Source organism: Candidatus Galacturonatibacter soehngenii, from assembly GCF_008830185.1.
Taxonomy (GTDB): Bacteria; Bacillota; Clostridia; order Lachnospirales; family Lachnospiraceae; genus Lachnotalea; species Lachnotalea soehngenii.
The window spans coordinates 1,472,102-1,489,822 of the sequence record NZ_WAGX01000005.1; the positions used below are offsets into that span (position 1 = coordinate 1,472,102).

Genomic DNA, 17,721 nt, shown 5'->3' on the forward strand with positions numbered 1-17,721 from the left:
CACCTCTGTCATTGCCACCACAATGCATTTTTTGTCTCTTAACCCACTAGTATTAAGTGTATCATATGGGTATTATCTTGTCAAAAAAAAGCTAAATTATACATCTAAAGTACGAAGTATGTCACAACAAAAAATTAAACTTTATGCGTTTCAACGAAAAAGAGAATCTATGTATATCACATAAACTCTCTTTTCATGTTTTTTCGTATTTAATTGTTTTCAAATCCTTTTTAATCGGAGGCAAAAATTGTGATTTTACATCTGTGTATAATTAGTTATACTATGCAAATATTCCCAATTCTATTCATTGTTAACAGTTGCTGATCCAATATTTTGAATAATATATCCATTATTCGCAATGTATTTGTAAATACACTTTCAATTAATATTATATAAATATTTTCTATCAGTCTATTTACTACTAACACTTTTATAGCCTGTTTCTTTACACATTCTATAAAACTATCAGACCTTTTTGTGGCTTCCTTCAATATGAGGACTATTATCACGAGTAAATATTTCCGGAATTCGCTCCGATTTGTTATTATTTTCAGCCGGATATTCTATATTAACTACACAGATTATTATTAGTCCTGCCACTCATATTGAACCGATAAATCAACTAACATTTCCAACGGTATCAACCTCTTTCTTTTAATACTTTTAATTATCTTTCACCTAATTATTAGTATTATCTGAGTGCTTTATCTTTTGTTGTATTTATCTTAACACAGTCAAAAACATTTGTCAATATATTTTGCTCTGTATAATATTGTTAATTATTTATTGTTCTATTTATCTATACTATTTTGTTTTTTTATTATATTCTATATAATTTTCTGATTATTTAAAGGGAGTCTTTTATACATTATATTATAAAAAATGCAGATTGAAAGATGAGTTTATCCGGATAGCTAGTACTTGTTTCTCTTCTTTAATCTGCATTTTGTTAATTACATTTATCCTTTATAGTAATTAATTAAACATCCTTTTAAGATAATTGTTCTTTCATCCTCTGTTAATTCACCCATTTTAAGAGTAAATTCTTTTAATGTATCTCCTACTACAAAGGCTTTTATTTCTGTTTTTTTGTCTTCAATTGCTTTTTTAACATTTGGTACAAAAATATAGTTTCCATTTGTAAATGGTAATTCTTCATTAGCAATAATAAATGGAAGCATTCCCCAATTAATCAAATTAGAACGATATCTTTTTGTAGCATATTCATTCGCAATATTTGCACATCCACCAAGTACTCTTTGGCAGGATGCCGCTTGTTCACGTGCAGAACCATCTCCAGGTTTTACAGCAAAAATAGTACTTCCAATACCAGTATTCTTATAATCTACTGTTTCAAAATGTGACTTAATCAAGTCAAATACAGGTGCTATTTCACTTAATTCTTCTTCAGGTGCTTTTCCCTGTCTTCTTGCATTTTCTGCTCTTTGCACCTCTTTTGCCTTTCCAACATATTCAGGATCTTTTCTGGATAGTGTAAATTCAGCAAGACCAATTGGATTGGAACGATATGAGGAAGTCTCTCCTGAAGGAATTAATTCGTCTGTCGTTGTTACTGGATCATGGATTTCTGAAACTACTTTCATTAACATATGATCTGTAAGTGCTATCATCTCTGGCCAGTCTTTAATATTTGGACCAAATTTAATAGATACACTTGGGTCAGCTACTCCCTTACTATCAAATACGCGATTCTCATAGATTGTCTTATCAAAGAAATATTTAGGAGTTGTATAATCAACATCAATATCTGTGGCTGCTGTTAAATAGCCTTTGTTTGCTGCTGTTGCTGCAATTGAACGTGCATCCATAAGTGCAACAGACGCAATTTGTCCGCTTTGTAGCTTAGAGCCTTCTCGATTAGGGAAATTTCTGGTTGAATGTCTAATACTAAAAGCATTGTTTGATGGTGTATCGCCAGCCCCAAAGCAAGGTCCACAAAATGCGGTTTTAACAACTGCTCCAGCTCCCATTAATTTAGCAATACTTCCATTTTTCACAAGTTCCATATAAATTGGTGTGCTGGCTGGATAAACACTAAGTGTAAATTCATCTGCACCAATACTTGCACCTCTTAAAATGTCTGCTGCATCACAGATATTTTCAAAACCTCCACCTGCACAGCCAGCGATAATTCCTTGTTCCACGTATAGCTTGCCATTACGTACTTTATCTCTTAGCGTAAAGTCAACAGAACCACCAAGACTTACTTTTGCTTTCTTTTCACAATCTGCTAAAATATCCATTAGATTCGCATTCAACTCTTCAATTGTATATGTATTACTTGGGTGAAATGGCATTGCAATCATTGGCTTAACTTTGCTTAAATCAACATAGATCATGCCATCATAATATGCTACCTTGTCCGTATTTAGCTCGCAATACTCTTCTTTTCTTCCATGAATTTCATAAAATTCTTTTATTTCATCATCTGTTTTCCAAATAGAAGATAAACAGGTTGTTTCTGTTGTCATAACATCAATACCAATTCTAAAATCAGCACTTAGGTTTGCAATTCCATCGCCTACGAATTCCATAATTTTATTATTAACGTATCCATTTGCAAACACCTCGCCGATAATTGCAAGGGCAACATCTTGTGGGCCAACACCCTTTTGAGGCTTTCCAGTCAAATAAACACCTACAACTTTCGGCATGTTGATATCGTAAGTTTTTGATAATAGCTGTTTTACAAGCTCTGGGCCACCTTCTCCCATTGCCATAGTTCCAAGGGCTCCATATCTGGTATGACTATCAGAACCTAATATCATTTTTCCACCACCAGCAAGCATTTCTCTTGCAAATTGATGAATGACTGCCTGATGAGGCGGAACATATACCCCGCCATATTTTTTTGCAGCGGTCAATCCAAACATATGGTCATCTTCATTGATAGTTCCTCCTACTGCACATAAACTGTTATGACAATTGGTAAGAATATAAGGAACTGGAAATTTCTCAAGCCCTGATGCTCTGGCTGTTTGAATAATTCCTACAAAAGTAATATCATGAGATGTTAACTTATCAAACTTTAGTTTTAACTTTTCCATGTTACCAGATGTGTTATGTTGCTCTAATATACGATATGCAATTGTGCCCTTAGCCGCTTCTTCCTTGGTTGGCACTGCTGTACCTAATTTACTACTTAATACAGCATTTACTTGCTCATTGTCTTCAATAATCTCAGTGCCATTTAATAAATATGCACCACTTTTGTATAATTGTACCATTATAAATCCTCCTATTTCTAAAAAATCGCACTAAGGGTATTATAATAGTATATGCTAGCAATGTAAAGTGATATATGGGAGTTGGAAGAAAATTTAAAAACCCACTTTTTATTATTAATAAAAATTCATAATGACTAATTTTTTCAAAAAATTACATTTTTCTGTTAATTATAAATAACTAAAATAAATAATGTAACAAATTTGTAAATTTTCTTTAATCTTTCTTCTAAATTTATATGTTATTATCTAAATACCTGTGCAACATTTTGCACAGTAGCATCTACAATGCACTTAACTTTATAGGAGCATGCATTGTAGCAAAGGATATCATCGAAAGGATGTAGCAATTTGATTACAAAATTAAAAAATTTAAACAAAACATTTTATTTAGAATTACTCTTTTATATTGCTTTGTTTGGTGTGTTTTTTATCTGGTGTCTGATGCTTCGATTTGATGATGCACCCGATGAACTAGGTCGTTATAGTATCTGTCAATATATTTTTAACCATTGGAAACTTCCTCATGGCGGTGATATGGAAATTAGAATGGAAGCATGGGGCTTTTCTTATGCATTTCAGCCAATCCTTCCTTATATGATTGGTGCTGTATTAATGAAGTTGACCGCTCTATTTACAAGCAATGCTTATTTTTATATTATTGCAGCACGATTTGTTAGTGTCATATGTGGTATTGTGATGGCCGTATTTGTTCGTAAAATCGCAAAAAGGCTTTTTATTGACTCTTCATGGCAATGGATTTTTACGTTTTTAGTAATGTTACTTCCACAAAATATGTTTATGTTTGTGTATGTAAACACAGATTCCATGGCTCTTATGTCATCTGCAATCATTGTTTATGCCTGGTTATATGGATATGATACAAATTGGAATCATAAAGCATGCATTTTACTGGCAATTGGAATTATCTTTAATGCAATGTCCTATTATAATGCTTATGCTTTTATCCTATGCAGTGTCATTGTGTTTGTTGTGCATCATATTTCGTATTCTAAGTCAGATAAATTAGTAATACAGTGGAGCTCACTCCTAAAGAAAGGATTGTTTATTTCCTTTCTTGTATTTCTTGGTACAGGCTGGTGGTTTATACGAAGTTATATTCTTTATGATGGCGATTTTCTTGGGTTACGTATACGAAATGAATATGCAGAAAAATACGCTACCACAGAATACCTTAAGCCTTCCCAAGCAAAAACTTACTATATTGCAGGACTCTCTGTTTTTCGTATGTTAAAAGAAACACATTATATTATCGACCTTTCACTTAGCTTTATTGGCCAATTTGGTAATATGAGTATTGTACTTCACAAATGGATGTATCGTGGGTATGGCATTTTGATAGGATTAGCTTCTATTGGATTACTGCTAAAAAAACGAAAACCTTTAACCTTACTTCATTTTAACAAAAAAGATACCTTTGCATTTTACATTTCCATGATTATATGTATTATTGTCCCTATCTTTTTATGTACCTACAGCTCCTACGTAACTGATTATCAGCCTCAGGGACGTTATATCCTGCCTATGGTCATACCTTTTATGATATTTATAACAATTGGACTTAAGAAGCTCTTTGATTTAATTTTAAGAGATGAATTCCTATATCAGGATGCGACAAGGGTTGTTAGGGCATGGTGCGTTATTGTTGTTTTCTTCTTTATGAAGGATATTGTATTTAGAACGTATTGGGATACCTTTACCAAGTTTATTACTTCTCTATAATAATAACCCTAAAAAATAAAAAAGGTTCAATCTCTTTTCATACTTTTTTTTTCAGATAAATAATTTAAGGAGATTGAACTTTTTCATTTAAACTTTATTTTTAAATAGTGCATTTATAATAAAAAGCAATATAACAGAACCAATAAAAGATACCACTAAACTCCACAGATTAAAACCTGTCATTCCTGTACTGCCTATTATATTCATGATAAACCCACCTATTACGCCTCCAACTATACCTACCAGTATATTACTTCCCACCCCCATTTTTGCGTTATTTCCTGTAATCATACTTGCTAGCCATCCTGCTATACCACCTATAATAATCCAGCTTATTATTCCCATTGTCTTTTCCTTTCTCTTGTTTTATTTTTTATCTATTTTATCAAGGATGTCATTCACCTTTGATGAGGCCTTTTCTTTTATATTCTCTCCAAACTCTAACGCTGTATCAGCAATTTCTCCTTTCTTTCTTTGAAGTTTTCCCTCCATTTCCATCCATTCTGATTCCAAAGCTTTACCTGTATTTTCTTTTATTGTCCCTGCAAGTTTATCTAGCTTATTGTTAATTGATTTCATATTTGGTCTCCTTATATAGAATTTATGTAAAATATTTTAGCTGTCATTATTATTACAAGCTAAAGCGTTTTTTATTCTATTTTCTTTTTTAAATTATTGTAGGTTATCTTTATACAAAAAACAGACAAATGAATTATTTGGATTCACTCGTCTGTTTTGTAGCTTACTTTCTTTCATTGGTCTTAACTTTCAACTTCATACGCATACGGCAACAATTCTTTTGCCAACACTTTTCCTAAGGTATTATTTCCTGTAGAAATGATAACTTCACAATTTGGTGTATAATCACTTAATATTTGACGACAATTTCCGCATGGAGGTATTACTTCTTCCCCTTCTTTGCCACGAACTGCTACAATTGATACAAACTCCCTTTCACCATGTGCAATTGCATTACCAAGCGCAACCTGCTCTGCACAAGCACCATGTATGGAATAGACATTGATACCTTTATATATTTTACCGCTTTTACCTCTCACCGCTGCTCCAACCGTATGATTAAAATTTTCACTGTCATAATTTAAGACGATTACCTCTTGAGCCATTTTTACTAATTCATTATCTTTTTCATTTAGTAATTTCATTTTATCACCCTTATTTTATATTTATAAATTTTATTATACACTCAGCATTGCTTACTAACAATATTTAGTTCTCTGTGCATAATTAAATGCAATTTATATTCTAAAACTCAAAGGCCAAATTTTTATTCTTTATGATAACTGTGAAGCAACACATCCTCCATCACAGAGGATATCCACTCCAGTCAAGTAGCTAAGCTTTTTATCTGCAATATAACGGAATAAGTACGCAATTTCCTCCACTTTTCCATAACGCTTTATTGCGCATTTTTCTATGAAATCCTTGCTTATCTCTTTTTCCATTTCTCCCATTGGAGTTTCAAATAATCCCGGCGAAACTGAAACAATACGTATTCCCTTTTGTGCAAACTTTTTAGCATCTGTCTTTGCATACCAGATTACAAAATTTTTGGAGATTCCATATGAAACACCTGTCCGATGCTTTTTAGGTAGTAAATTCACTCGTTGCATCATTTTCTTCATAAACTGTCTATGACTGATTCTAGATAATTTGTAATGTTTATTTGGCATTATAATTTCTGGTATCATATACCCAGACATAGATGACACATCGATTAAGCAAGAACCATTTTCCATATACTGAAAGAATACATCATTTACATGAATCGTACCAAGTGCATTTACCTTCATTATTGCTTCAGCATCCGCCATGTTGGGTGACATGCCAGCAGCATGAATTACGGATTTAATACATCCTAACTTCGAGGCATGTTTTGCTAATTTTTCTACTGATTTTTTGTCCGACACATCACATGCAAATGCCTCTGCATCAATACCTAATTCTGTTAACTCGTCGATTGCTTTTTTTAATTTCTCAACTGTTCTTCCAGAAATAATTATATAATGATCTTGCCCCATTACTTTGGCAGTTGCAAGTCCCATACCACTTCCGCCACCTGTTATTACACATATATTTTTCATTATATACCCTCTTTTCTTAATTATAAACTGTTCTATTTTTTTATTGTAACTCTAACATTTTCTTCATTAGTTTAATCGCTAGCTTTGGATGAAACTTATACAATATATTCATTAAATTTGCATCTTTTCCAATAAACATACGGAATTTATTCTTTTCTATACAGCTGATAATTAGTTTAGCTGCTCTATTTGGAGTTAATAAAAGACTTACCCCTTTGGCATTCATATCTGCTGTTTTTCCTCCAATTTCAGAGTTTTTCATAATGTTGGTAGCAATCCCTCCTGGAATTATAACGGAAACACCAACATTTGTTTCATTTAATTCTGCATATAAGGCTTCTGTCATTAGCTTCACAGCTGCCTTTGAAGCCCCATAAATACTTTGTCCTGGAACAGGGAAAAAACCTCCCATACTAGATACATTGGTAATATGGGCCTCTGGCCTTTTCTTTAGAACTGGTAAGAATGCTTTTGTCATATACAGTGTTCCAAAAAAGTTTACGTTCATTACTTTATTAATTTGATCCATATCGATTTCATCTACATCAATAAAAGGCTGAATGATTCCTGCACAGTTAATAATTCCATCAACCTGGCCATGATAGGAAGTTACTTCCTCTACTAAATTGTTAACAGCTTCCTGTTCTGAAATGTTTACAGTATGTAACGATAATTTTTTATTTTTACCTGAGAGTGCATATGTTTCATCCAGTCCATTTTTATTTAAGTCAACTGCTGCTACTTTAGCTCCCTTGTTCAGTAAAGTCAAAACCAATTCTCTTCCGACACCATTTCCTCCACCTGTTACAACCATTACTTTGTTTTCTAATTGCATACCCTTCTCCTTTAACCTATGTAAATTACTTTTTTCATTTTATTATAGGTATAAACTCATACATATATCTATTGTACCTTTGGGAACAGCAGCTTAATCTAAATGACTACGATTTTTCTTATAATAGATAAGGTTACTGCCTCTGTTCTTGAATTTACTTCTAGTTTTCGATAGACACTCGTTAGATGAGCTTTTACTGTTCTTTCCGTAATCCCCATGTCAATGGCAATTTCTTTACTTGTTGCTCCTTTTACCACTTTTTTAAGTACAGTTAATTCTTTTTTTGTCAAATTCCAATCTTTGATAGCTTCAATTTGCTTTTTTTTCTTATTATCTTCAGGTAATATATTCAAAGATTTGCTAATTTCTCCTTTTGAAACCTGCAAAACCATCTGAACCATCTCTTCTCTTTTCGCATCCTTTAGCAAAAAACCTTTTATTCCAAACGACATTGCACTCCTAATTACATCTTGGTCATCAATGGTAGTAAGAATAACAACACTTGTTGTATTATTTATTTTTTTTTTCTCTTTTAAGAATTTCAGTCCATCCATAACGGGCATACTAATATCTAGTAAAATCAAATCATATGTCTTATGTCTAATTAAATTAAGGGCCTCTTCTCCATTAATTGCTTCATCTGCAATTTCTATCTTGTCTTCCGTCTTAAGAATTAACTTAAGCCCCTCTCTTACAATAGGATGATCATCTACAATTAAAACTTTAATTTTCTTCATCGCTCTCTCCTTTGATTCTATTTGGAACAGGTACAACCAAGGTAACACAGGTTCCTTTTCTCTTATGGCTATCAATCAATAGCTCTCCCTGTATCGTTTTTGCCCTTTCTTTTAATCCAATGATTCCATAATGTCCATATAAACGATTAAAATGAAAATAATCAAACCCTATGCCATTATCTTCAATTCGTATGGCTATCTTATCTGATTCTAGTGAGATATTTATTATAACTTTTGATGCTTTTGCATGCTTTTTGACATTTGTTAATATTTCTCGAACAATAAAAGTAACATTTTTGTAAATTATATGGGATACTTCAACATTACCATCCCAGTTTATAAAAACATCCGCATTAGAATCTTCTTTGAAACGTTCAACTTCTTCTTTAATTAAATTTCCAAGATTCCTCCACTCTTCATTATGTAGCCTCAAATCTCGAATAAGTTCTCTTGCTTCCTTTAAATTATCTCTTACTTGGCTAATTGCATTTTGCGCTATCTCTTTGCTTTTCTCTGTATTTTCTTCTTCTATATTTAATTGTAATACCTCAAGCTTCATAAGAACACCTGCTAAACCTTGCGAAAGTGTATCATGTATGTCTCTTGCCAGCTTTTGTCTTTCCTTTTCTCTTGTTACTTCTTCAAGTTTATCGTAGGTAGCTTCTAGTTCAAACAATAGCCTTTGGGATCTTTCATAAGCTCTTATCTGCCTTGTATAAAAGTAACCATAACTAGAAATTGCTGAAGTAATAAGTATAAGTAATGAAATAGAATACAACAAATCTTTAAGACCTTGATAAAAATAAATGGTACTTATATAAATGGTATAGTAATAACAGATCGAATATAATATCTTCTTTCCATCTTTTAAAAGATGTATGCTCTGAGCTAATATAAGGGGGATTAGACCAAGATATGCTGCTTGATAATTCTCTTTGATAAAGAGAGACAGAGTAAAAATAATTACTCCTTGAACCAAAAAGTATAAGAATAAGTTACTTTTAAAAATTTGTTCTCTAGAAAGATACATTATAATATGAAGTAAAATTACAACAGAAAATCCAAATATAGACTTTGCATTCCAATTATGAGCATTTTGAAAAAATACAGTAGCTGTATAGGCCATTAAAACTCCACCTATAATTGGGAATTCTATTGCAAATATATTTTTCTTTGTTTTATTCTTAGTTTCCATAGCACTTTCTCCATAGTATAACATATTTTAGCTATTTTAGCACACAGAAAAAAACATGCATTTATATATTTGTTTTTATATTTGATTTTTAGTGATTGAGGTTAATTGAATTAGTCCTTCCCAAAGGTACAATATAAATTGAATATGGATTTCTATAGAATAAAACTATCTTGTGTAAAGAAGAAAATCATAATATAGGAGGAAAAAATCATGGATTTTGATAGTGTGAAAGGTAAAGTGGCAATCATAACAGGTGCGAGCAGTGGAATTGGTAAAGCAATTGCTATGTGTTATGCTAAGGCTGGGATAAAGGTAGTATGTGCTAACCGCAACTCCCAAAAAGGTGAGGAGACTGTAAATACGATTAAGTCTGCTGGCGGTGATGCAGTTTTCTTTCAAGCTGATGTGAGCAAAGCAGAAAATGTAAAGGAGCTTGTTGATTTTGCAGTTCATACATATGGTCGATTGGATGGAATGGTTAATAATGCTGGAATCGGACTAGGAGGAACTCCGCTTCATGAATATAGTCTGGATGAATATGATAACATTATGTCACTAAATTTAAAAAGTGTATTTACTGCTATGAAATATGCTTCACAAGCAATCCTAAAATCAAAGTCAGAAGGTGGATTTATTATTAATGTTTCTTCTATAGCAGGGCTTATGCCTCAGTCTGGGCAAAGTTTATATACTTCAACAAAGTTTGGTGTTATCGGTATGACCAAATCTGCTTCTTTGGAATACGCTCCTTACAACATAACTGTAAATGCCATTTGTCCGGGCTATACCGTAACTCCAATTTTTGGCGATGCCCCAGATGCTGCTATGAACTTTTTTTGTTCTGCTTGCCCTACTGGACGAATGGGGCAGCCTGAGGAATGTGCTTACCTCGCATTGTTTTTAGCTTCTGACATGGCACGCTATATCAGCGGTGCTGCGATTCCTGTAGATGGTGCATTATCCGCAGGAGCAAGAAATGTAATTCAATGGAAGCATCCTGAAATATTAGATTAAAATTATTATTGACTCAATTAACAAAAGGCATCCAAAAGCTAACCTTATGGTGTGAATACACACCGCCTACGGTTGGCCTTTGTTTGCCTTAAATACAATTAACTGGTGATATAAAAGTTTACTTTAATTTCTAATAGAAGAATACGTCCAAATAGTTTCTATTTTGGAGCAAATGAACCTAATACTTGCAAACTATCCTTTGGATATCTCGTCTGCGTAGTGCGATCCACTGCAATAAGACCAAATGTCATGGAATACCCCTTCTGCCATTCAAAGTTATCAAGCAATGTCCAGTACATATAACCTTTTAGAGGAATTCCATCATCTATACATGCTTGTATCCCTTCTATGGCTTCTCGAATAAACTCACAACGTCTTGCATCATTGTCAGTAGCAATACCATTTTCTGTTACAATCAAAGCTCCCTTAAATTCTTCTGCTACCTTTCTTACCACATTGGCAATACCAAGTGGATAGTCTTCATATCCCATCTGTGTGCGTGGTGCACTTTCGGCTGGCTGTACTACGCCATTTGAATCAAATAGTTTTCTTGAATAACACTGCACTCCAAGAAAATCATCATCTTTAATAAATGGAAGGTAATGTAAGAATTCTTCCTCCCATTCTTTTTTTGCATGTGCTTCTCCACCTTCCAAGGGTTGCATATCGTGAAGGGAGAGAGTCAGGCCGATTTTTAGATGAGGGCAAGCTTTCTTCATGGCATCTCTTGCTGCTTCATGTGCTCTCATTACAAGAATATCTCCCTTAGGTGTGCACTGGGATACAAAAGTATGAATCTTTGTTGGATCTTCTATACCAAAAGCTTGTGCTGCTTCTATCATGCCAAGCTTAATATTCTCTGGCATCATATTAATTCCCACCTGAACATCACTTTGTGCGGCCTGGCTTCCTACATTCCCGCCCATCATTCTCTTCATCATGTCTTTAATTAAAGCTGCAAGCTGAAGTCTCATATTTGCCTCATTGATGGTACATACATATTCAAGTTCATCCCCAATTTCTTCAACCAGACGCTTACAATATGTTTGAAATTTTGTAACGACTTCTGGGTTTTCCCATCCTCCCTGCGTTATCAACCATTTTGGAGATGTAAAATGATGCATCGTTACAATTGGTGTAACTCCATTTTCTTTGCAGCATCTGATTACCTTACGATAATGTTCCACTTCTTCTCTTTCCCAAGCATCTGGCTCTGGCTGTATTCTTGCCCATTCAATAGAGAAGCGGTATGTATTTAACCCTGCCCCTGCTAAAAGTCTGATATCTTCTTCATATCGGTTATAATGATCTACCGCGTCAAGAGATGGTTCATCAAAGCTGGAATGAGGAATCTGTTCTTGTACCCAGTAATCACTGTGAATGTTGTTACCTTCAACTTGATGTGCCGCTGTAGCTGCTCCAAGCATAAATTCTTTTGAAAATTTTTTCATAATATTACCTTTCTTTTTACATACATAATTTTTGTTATTTAGCTTTCTAACCACAATGTTTAATTACTTAGCATTTCAGTCATACTGCAATCACTTAAACACTTTGACTCTTCCTTCTTTTCTTCTAGCTCTTTTTCTAACTGCGGAATTTTCTTTTCTAATTTACCAAGCACCAGTGCACATAGAATAATAAGTACAAAACAAATAAGTGGTACTATACTATATAGAACACGAATCATAAGCAAGGCTCCTTCGGGTTGTACTGCACCTGCATTACTACTATATCCAGCCGCCCCTAAAAGAACCCCCACAATCCCTGCTCCTACACCATTAAATACTTTATTAGAAAAACTACTTAAAATATTTGTAGAACCTTCCATTCTCGGAAGGCCTATTGATTCATTATAGGTAGCCAGTTCCATTATTATAATAGCACCTAAATAGGCGATTGGAAGGGAGGCCACGGTCATTAACACATTTCCAGCTATTAACATCGGCATATTAGATTTAGCCAAAAACATAAGCAGATACCCAATAATTGCAGAAAAAGACCCACCAATAATAAGAGTAGATACATTGAATTTTTTCATTAATGTAGGAAAAATAAACATGACAGGTAGAACAACTACAGACATCATTCCCATAATTCCCATTAATCCCAAATCACCTACAACATACTTAAAATAAAAGGTAGTGACATTTAGCCCCACTGTCATTTGATAAAATCCCATAATCCCTGCATATGCCCAAGCATATTTATTTTTTTTAAATAGCTCAATGATTTGCGTTAGGCTAACTTGCTGGCCCACTGCTCCAGCATCAATGGATGGATCTTCCTTGACATAGATAAATCTTAAAATTCCCAATCCTGCAAGAGGAAGTCCATAAATCAAAATTAATGTTCTCCATCCAGCTGTAGAAACAGCAAGTTTAGCCATTAAAATCGGAAATGTTACTGAAATAATAATTGCTCCAATCATAGACAGTATCCCGCCATATGAAGCAACTTTTCCGATAACAACTTTGCTCTTAAAAGCTCTAATCATATAAGGTGTTTGGGATGCGCCAAGCATGGTAGAAAAAATAGAAAATACTAATGTATACATTACAAATACCCATACTGACTTTATTACTAAACTCCAGTTCCCTGGACAAAAAAATAATAATATAGTACATCCCCATGCTCCTAAAATACACCACTCATAAGGGCGACCTTTTCCCCACCTGGTATTCGTATTATCTACAAGAAATCCTGCAAAGATATCTGTTATACCGTCACATGTTTTGCTTGCCAGTAAAAGAGTACCTACTAATGCAGCTGGCATTCCTAATGCATCAGTACAGAAAATCGTTAGATATGTCATAATAACGGTTACACAAGCAATTGATATATCTCTTGCCTTCCATGCTAAAAATTTTCCAACCGGAAGTCGATCCTGATTTGATAATTTTTCTGTTTTCATAAAACTTTTCCTCCACAAATTTTATTTTCATATAAATAGCTTTCATTTAGATTTTATTTCTATTTTTCAATGCACGAATTAGACAAGTAGCTATTTAATTTGATAATTTGCTTTTATTTCTGGTGTAAAACTAATTTTCTAATATAATAACTAATTTTATTATGTTTCTTTTTATCTTTTCAGCTATAATTATAAAAGGAGGTGTTGCTATGTATTTAAAACGTGACATTGATATTAAAAACTTCTTATTGCAGGTTACAAAATGTGCTGAAGATGTTTTTTTCGAAACAACAGAAGGTGATGTCCTAAACTTATCTTCTACTTTAAGCCAATATGTATTTTGCTCAATTTCTATTCAACCCGAATACTGGGTTACTGGTACAATTCGTTGTGCAAATGCATCTGACTATAAAATTCTATCTGATTATTTGTTAGAGGTATAATATGGAGAATATAAAGGAAAACTTATCTTTATTTCAGGAATTAATTAGTTGTAGCCATAAACTTTACTTATGGAGTTATTCTTCTGATTTCGAATTACTACATACGAACTGTCCAAATCATCTCAAAGAAAGTGAAAGTATTTTTCTCTTTAATCAGGCTAAACCTTTGTTAGACTATGCACAAACTGGTCATTATCCGTTTATTCTAGAAAGTTTTCTAAATGTTTTATGGATTTCAGTGTTTGAACGAAGAGAAAATAAGCTATTTAAAATTCATATCATTGGCCCAGCTTTTTGTGGAAGGAATTCCTATCAGCAGTTAAAGCACAAACTAGATCAGAGAAATTTTTCTGTGCCGGCAAGGCTTGCCGTATTAAAGCAACTTGACTCTATACCGATTCTACCAACCAATTTAATATTTCAATATGCTATTATGCTGCACTATTGCATTACAGGAGAAAAAATCGCCTCCACTGATTTACAGTATCCTTCTCAACACGATCACAAAATTACTAACATTGATAATGTACTAGTTTCGGAAGAGCATCCCGGAATCTGGGCAGCAGAGCAAGAATTTCTTACTATGATACGAGAAGGAAATCCAAATTATAAAGCTGCACTTGATAAATCAAGCTTCCTTAGTAGTGGTATCAGATTCGATACTGGTGACTCACTTAGAAAATCCAAAAATAATTTGCTAGTCTTACTTACCTTAATCTCAAGAGCTGCAATTGAGGGTGGTCTGTCACCTTCTACTTCTTACACCCTATGCGATTATTATACTCAAAAAAGTGAAGATGCAAAATCAATTTCTGAATTAACCATTCTTTGCCGTAACATGCTAGAAGATTTTATAAAGCGAGTCCAACAAACAAAAGATAATGCCGAAATTTCCAAGACTGTGCAAAGCTGCTGTGACTATATTAGTGCAAACATAAATGATAAATTATCCATTGAGTTTCTATCTAAACGTGCGGGTTATACCGAGTATTATTTTTCTCGTAAGTTTAAACAAGAAATGAGAATGAGTATAAATCAGTATATTAAAAATGAAAAGATAAGACAGGCAAAGCTTTTACTTAGCTCAACAAATAAAAGCATTCAAGAGATTGGTGATGACCTTTCCTTTAGCTCCCGTAGTTATTTTTCCGATTCTTTTCAAAAAAGTACAGGGATATCACCAAGCGAATATCGTAGGCTACACTTAAAAATCTAAGTTTTAATACCAGGAAACTCAGAAAATTTCCTGGTATTGGTTTAGTTATTGATTTCGTACTTTTTCCGCCTTAATTTGATATTCATGGGTTCCAGGTGTAACCTGTTCTTTTCTGCCGTCCTCCAATACTATTTCTGCTTCAACAGGAGTTGTTAAGCGAATCAAGAGTTCATTCTTTTCATAAAACCATTCTGATTTAATCTCACCTTTGCAAGACATATAACTACCATTTACATGACCTAAGCGCTTATCTGTGTATGGTTCAAAATGAAGTTTTTCATAGCCAGGCAACATCGGCCTGATTCCGAGTATATATTGATAGTAGAATTCACCCACACTTCCAAAAGCATAATGATTGAAGGAAACCATATTTTCACCAGATCCTGGCATTTTCTCTTCATTTACTGTTCCATCTGGCTTTAGTGCATCCCATCTCTCCCAAGTAGTTGTGGCTCCTCTAAGAACCTGATACATCCATCCCGGACAGTTCTCCTGCAACAACATATCATAAGCAAGTTTTGATTCTCCTGCTTCTATTAATAACGATAAAAAATGCTGTGTTGCAAAAAAACCAGTTTCAATCCCCTTTTTCTTTACATTCTTCACATACTTTTTCAATGTCTTTTCTCTTAGTTCTCCTTTTGGAATAACATATTTTAATGCCATAATATAAGCGGATTGATAATCTCTTGCAACCTGTCCATCTTTTCTGACATACTTTCTTATATATGCTTTTCTTGTTTTTTCTAACTGATTTTCATATCTTAACGCATCGTCTTGTTTGCCCAGACGTTTCGCAACTTTAGTTATCACTTCCAAATCATGAACAATGAATGCATTGGAAATAGGTCCATTGTGCATCGCCTGCCATGCAATTCCTTTACCTGGCGCAAGCCAATCTCCAAGTGATGGTCCAATCCAAAGATTTTTTTTACCCATTTTTCTTATTTCTGCTTCAACAAAAAGTTTCATACTATTATATTGACCTAAAAGAGTTTCTTCGTCACCATACTGCCAATAAAGCATTTCTGGTAATATCGTTACTGCATTTCCCCATCCAAGCATACTCATAAAACCAATTCCTGCTGGTCCAGTGGCTGGTACCGTTGCACATACATATCCTTCCGAATTATCTTTCTGTCCAAGTCGTAAATCTACTAAGAAGTTTTTCCAAAAATCTTGCGTATTAAAATTATAAGCTCCAGTTAGAGCAAAAACCTGACCATCTCCTGTATAACCCATACGCTCATCACGTTGAGGACAGTCAGTCGGTACTTCAACATAATTAGACTTTTGCCCCCACACTTGATTTTCATAAAGTTTTTGTACCAGCTTATTGGCACAATTAAAGTTTCCTGTTCTCTCCATGTGTGAGTATACCGCATAGGCTGTTATCATGCCTGATTTATACTCAACTCCACTGATCTCCATATAACGAAATCCCATATAAGTAAATCGCGGACGATATTTTTTCTTTTCTACTCCTGCATGGTATATAATTGTAGCCTTTGCTTTTCTTAAATTGTTGGTGTATAGACTTCCATTTGGATTTAAAATCTCTCCATGGCGAATGGTAAGAGTTTCCCCTGCTATATATTGTGGGTCAATTTCAACAATTCCTGCAAAGTTTTGTCCAAAATCTAAAATCGTTACTCCATTCAATTTACTCACTTCTTTTACAGGCATTTCTTCGTGGACTTGAACCTCTACAAGGGTTTTTTCTAATGATTCTGGTATGGGTTCTTTATATGGTACAGCATAACCTTTTACTTTATTAAATTTTCCTGCAAAGTAAATTTCTCCATCATATTCTCCAGCGTACTCGTAAGGAGATTCCAATTCTTCTACATTAGTACCTGAATGAATTTCTTCTATGCTTCCATCCTGACACGTAATCTTTAATACCCATGATACTCCTGGTTTTTTTCCATATATTTGTGTTTTATTTTCACATAAGAATCTTCCACAATACCACCCCTGCCCTAGATAAACTTTTAATTCATTTTCTTCACTTTGAACCATGGAAGTAACATCGTGTTCCTGATAAAGGAGTCTTCTTGGATAATAGGTATAGCCTGGAGCATACATTTGTTTTCCAATTTTCTCCCCATTTAACTCTGCCTCATACATTCCAAGGGCAGTAATTAGTATGGATGCACTTTTTATTGGCTTTACATTAAATTTTTGTCTAAATACTGCCACTGCACCTTCTTTATATACATCTGGTGATGTAATAAAATTTTCTCTTAATTCTCTCATGTTACACCTCTTCTAACC

General features: G+C 33.8%; 15 protein-coding genes. 4 read left to right on the plus strand and 11 right to left on the minus strand.

Annotated elements, in window-relative coordinates; translation table 11 throughout:
* Positions 1-959: 959 nt before the first annotated feature.
* Positions 960-3,248 (minus strand): hydratase, encoded by a 2,289-nt coding sequence (locus tag F7O84_RS14165; RefSeq protein WP_151146487.1) that lies wholly within the window; start codon positions 3,246-3,248, stop codon positions 960-962.
* 348 nt (positions 3,249-3,596) lie between these two features.
* Here F7O84_RS14165 and F7O84_RS14170 point away from each other — a divergent pair, with 348 nt between their 5' ends.
* Positions 3,597-4,988: an ArnT family glycosyltransferase gene (locus tag F7O84_RS14170; protein ID WP_151146490.1), complete on the plus strand. Its 1,392-nt coding sequence runs from the start codon at positions 3,597-3,599 to the stop codon at positions 4,986-4,988.
* Positions 4,989-5,075: 87 nt separating this feature from the next.
* On the opposite strand, the gene F7O84_RS14175 is transcribed toward F7O84_RS14170, so the two are convergent.
* The 7 genes from F7O84_RS14175 to F7O84_RS14205 all read right to left on the minus strand — a co-directional run bounded on the left by F7O84_RS14175 (position 5,076) and on the right by F7O84_RS14205 (position 9,857).
* The gene (locus tag F7O84_RS14175; protein WP_151146492.1) at positions 5,076-5,333 is read right to left on the minus strand and encodes a GlsB/YeaQ/YmgE family stress response membrane protein; all 258 of its coding nucleotides are present in this window, start codon (positions 5,331-5,333) and stop codon (positions 5,076-5,078) included.
* Positions 5,334-5,354: 21 nt separating this feature from the next.
* On the minus strand, positions 5,355-5,567 hold the full coding sequence (locus F7O84_RS14180) for a CsbD family protein (protein WP_151146495.1): 213 nt from the start codon (positions 5,565-5,567) through the stop codon (positions 5,355-5,357).
* A 182-nt stretch (positions 5,568-5,749) separates the two neighbouring features.
* Positions 5,750-6,151: a cytidine deaminase family protein gene (locus tag F7O84_RS14185; protein ID WP_151146498.1), complete on the minus strand. Its 402-nt coding sequence runs from the start codon at positions 6,149-6,151 to the stop codon at positions 5,750-5,752.
* Positions 6,152-6,280: 129 nt separating this feature from the next.
* A complete protein-coding gene (locus tag F7O84_RS14190; protein WP_151146500.1) occupies positions 6,281-7,090 on the minus strand; it encodes an SDR family oxidoreductase in 810 nt (269 codons plus the stop codon).
* Between the two features lie 40 nt (positions 7,091-7,130).
* On the minus strand, positions 7,131-7,925 hold the full coding sequence (locus F7O84_RS14195; RefSeq protein ID WP_151146503.1) for an SDR family NAD(P)-dependent oxidoreductase: 795 nt from the start codon (positions 7,923-7,925) through the stop codon (positions 7,131-7,133).
* A gap of 98 nt (positions 7,926-8,023) precedes the next feature.
* The gene (locus F7O84_RS14200) at positions 8,024-8,662 is read right to left on the minus strand and encodes a response regulator (RefSeq protein WP_151146505.1); all 639 of its coding nucleotides are present in this window, start codon (positions 8,660-8,662) and stop codon (positions 8,024-8,026) included.
* Positions 8,649-9,857 carry a sensor histidine kinase gene (locus F7O84_RS14205; protein WP_192451764.1) on the minus strand — a complete coding sequence of 403 codons (1,209 nt, stop codon included), beginning with the start codon at positions 9,855-9,857 and terminating at the stop codon, positions 8,649-8,651. Before F7O84_RS14205 ends, F7O84_RS14200 begins: the two co-directional genes overlap by 14 nt.
* 210 nt (positions 9,858-10,067) lie before the next feature.
* Between F7O84_RS14205 and F7O84_RS14210 the strand changes: the two genes are divergently transcribed.
* Positions 10,068-10,871 carry an SDR family NAD(P)-dependent oxidoreductase gene (locus tag F7O84_RS14210; RefSeq protein ID WP_151146510.1) on the plus strand — a complete coding sequence of 268 codons (804 nt, stop codon included), beginning with the start codon at positions 10,068-10,070 and terminating at the stop codon, positions 10,869-10,871.
* Positions 10,872-11,029: 158 nt separating this feature from the next.
* Here the strand turns inward: F7O84_RS14210 and F7O84_RS14215 are convergent, their stop codons facing one another.
* Positions 11,030-12,322 (minus strand): glycoside hydrolase family 1 protein, encoded by a 1,293-nt coding sequence (locus F7O84_RS14215; protein ID WP_151146512.1) that lies wholly within the window; start codon positions 12,320-12,322, stop codon positions 11,030-11,032.
* A gap of 59 nt (positions 12,323-12,381) precedes the next feature.
* On the minus strand, positions 12,382-13,785 hold the full coding sequence (locus F7O84_RS14220; RefSeq protein WP_151146515.1) for an MFS transporter: 1,404 nt from the start codon (positions 13,783-13,785) through the stop codon (positions 12,382-12,384).
* Positions 13,786-13,994: 209 nt separating this feature from the next.
* Here F7O84_RS14220 and F7O84_RS14225 point away from each other — a divergent pair, with 209 nt between their 5' ends.
* Complete coding sequence (locus F7O84_RS14225) at positions 13,995-14,228, plus strand: polya polymerase (RefSeq protein ID WP_151146517.1); 234 nt, start codon at positions 13,995-13,997, stop codon at positions 14,226-14,228.
* A gap of 1 nt (position 14,229) precedes the next feature.
* The gene (locus F7O84_RS14230; protein ID WP_151146520.1) at positions 14,230-15,444 is read left to right on the plus strand and encodes a helix-turn-helix domain-containing protein; all 1,215 of its coding nucleotides are present in this window, start codon (positions 14,230-14,232) and stop codon (positions 15,442-15,444) included.
* A gap of 45 nt (positions 15,445-15,489) precedes the next feature.
* Here the strand turns inward: F7O84_RS14230 and F7O84_RS14235 are convergent, their stop codons facing one another.
* Complete coding sequence (locus F7O84_RS14235) at positions 15,490-17,703, minus strand: alpha-L-rhamnosidase (RefSeq protein ID WP_151146522.1); 2,214 nt, start codon at positions 17,701-17,703, stop codon at positions 15,490-15,492.
* Between the last annotated feature and the right edge of the window lie 18 nt (positions 17,704-17,721).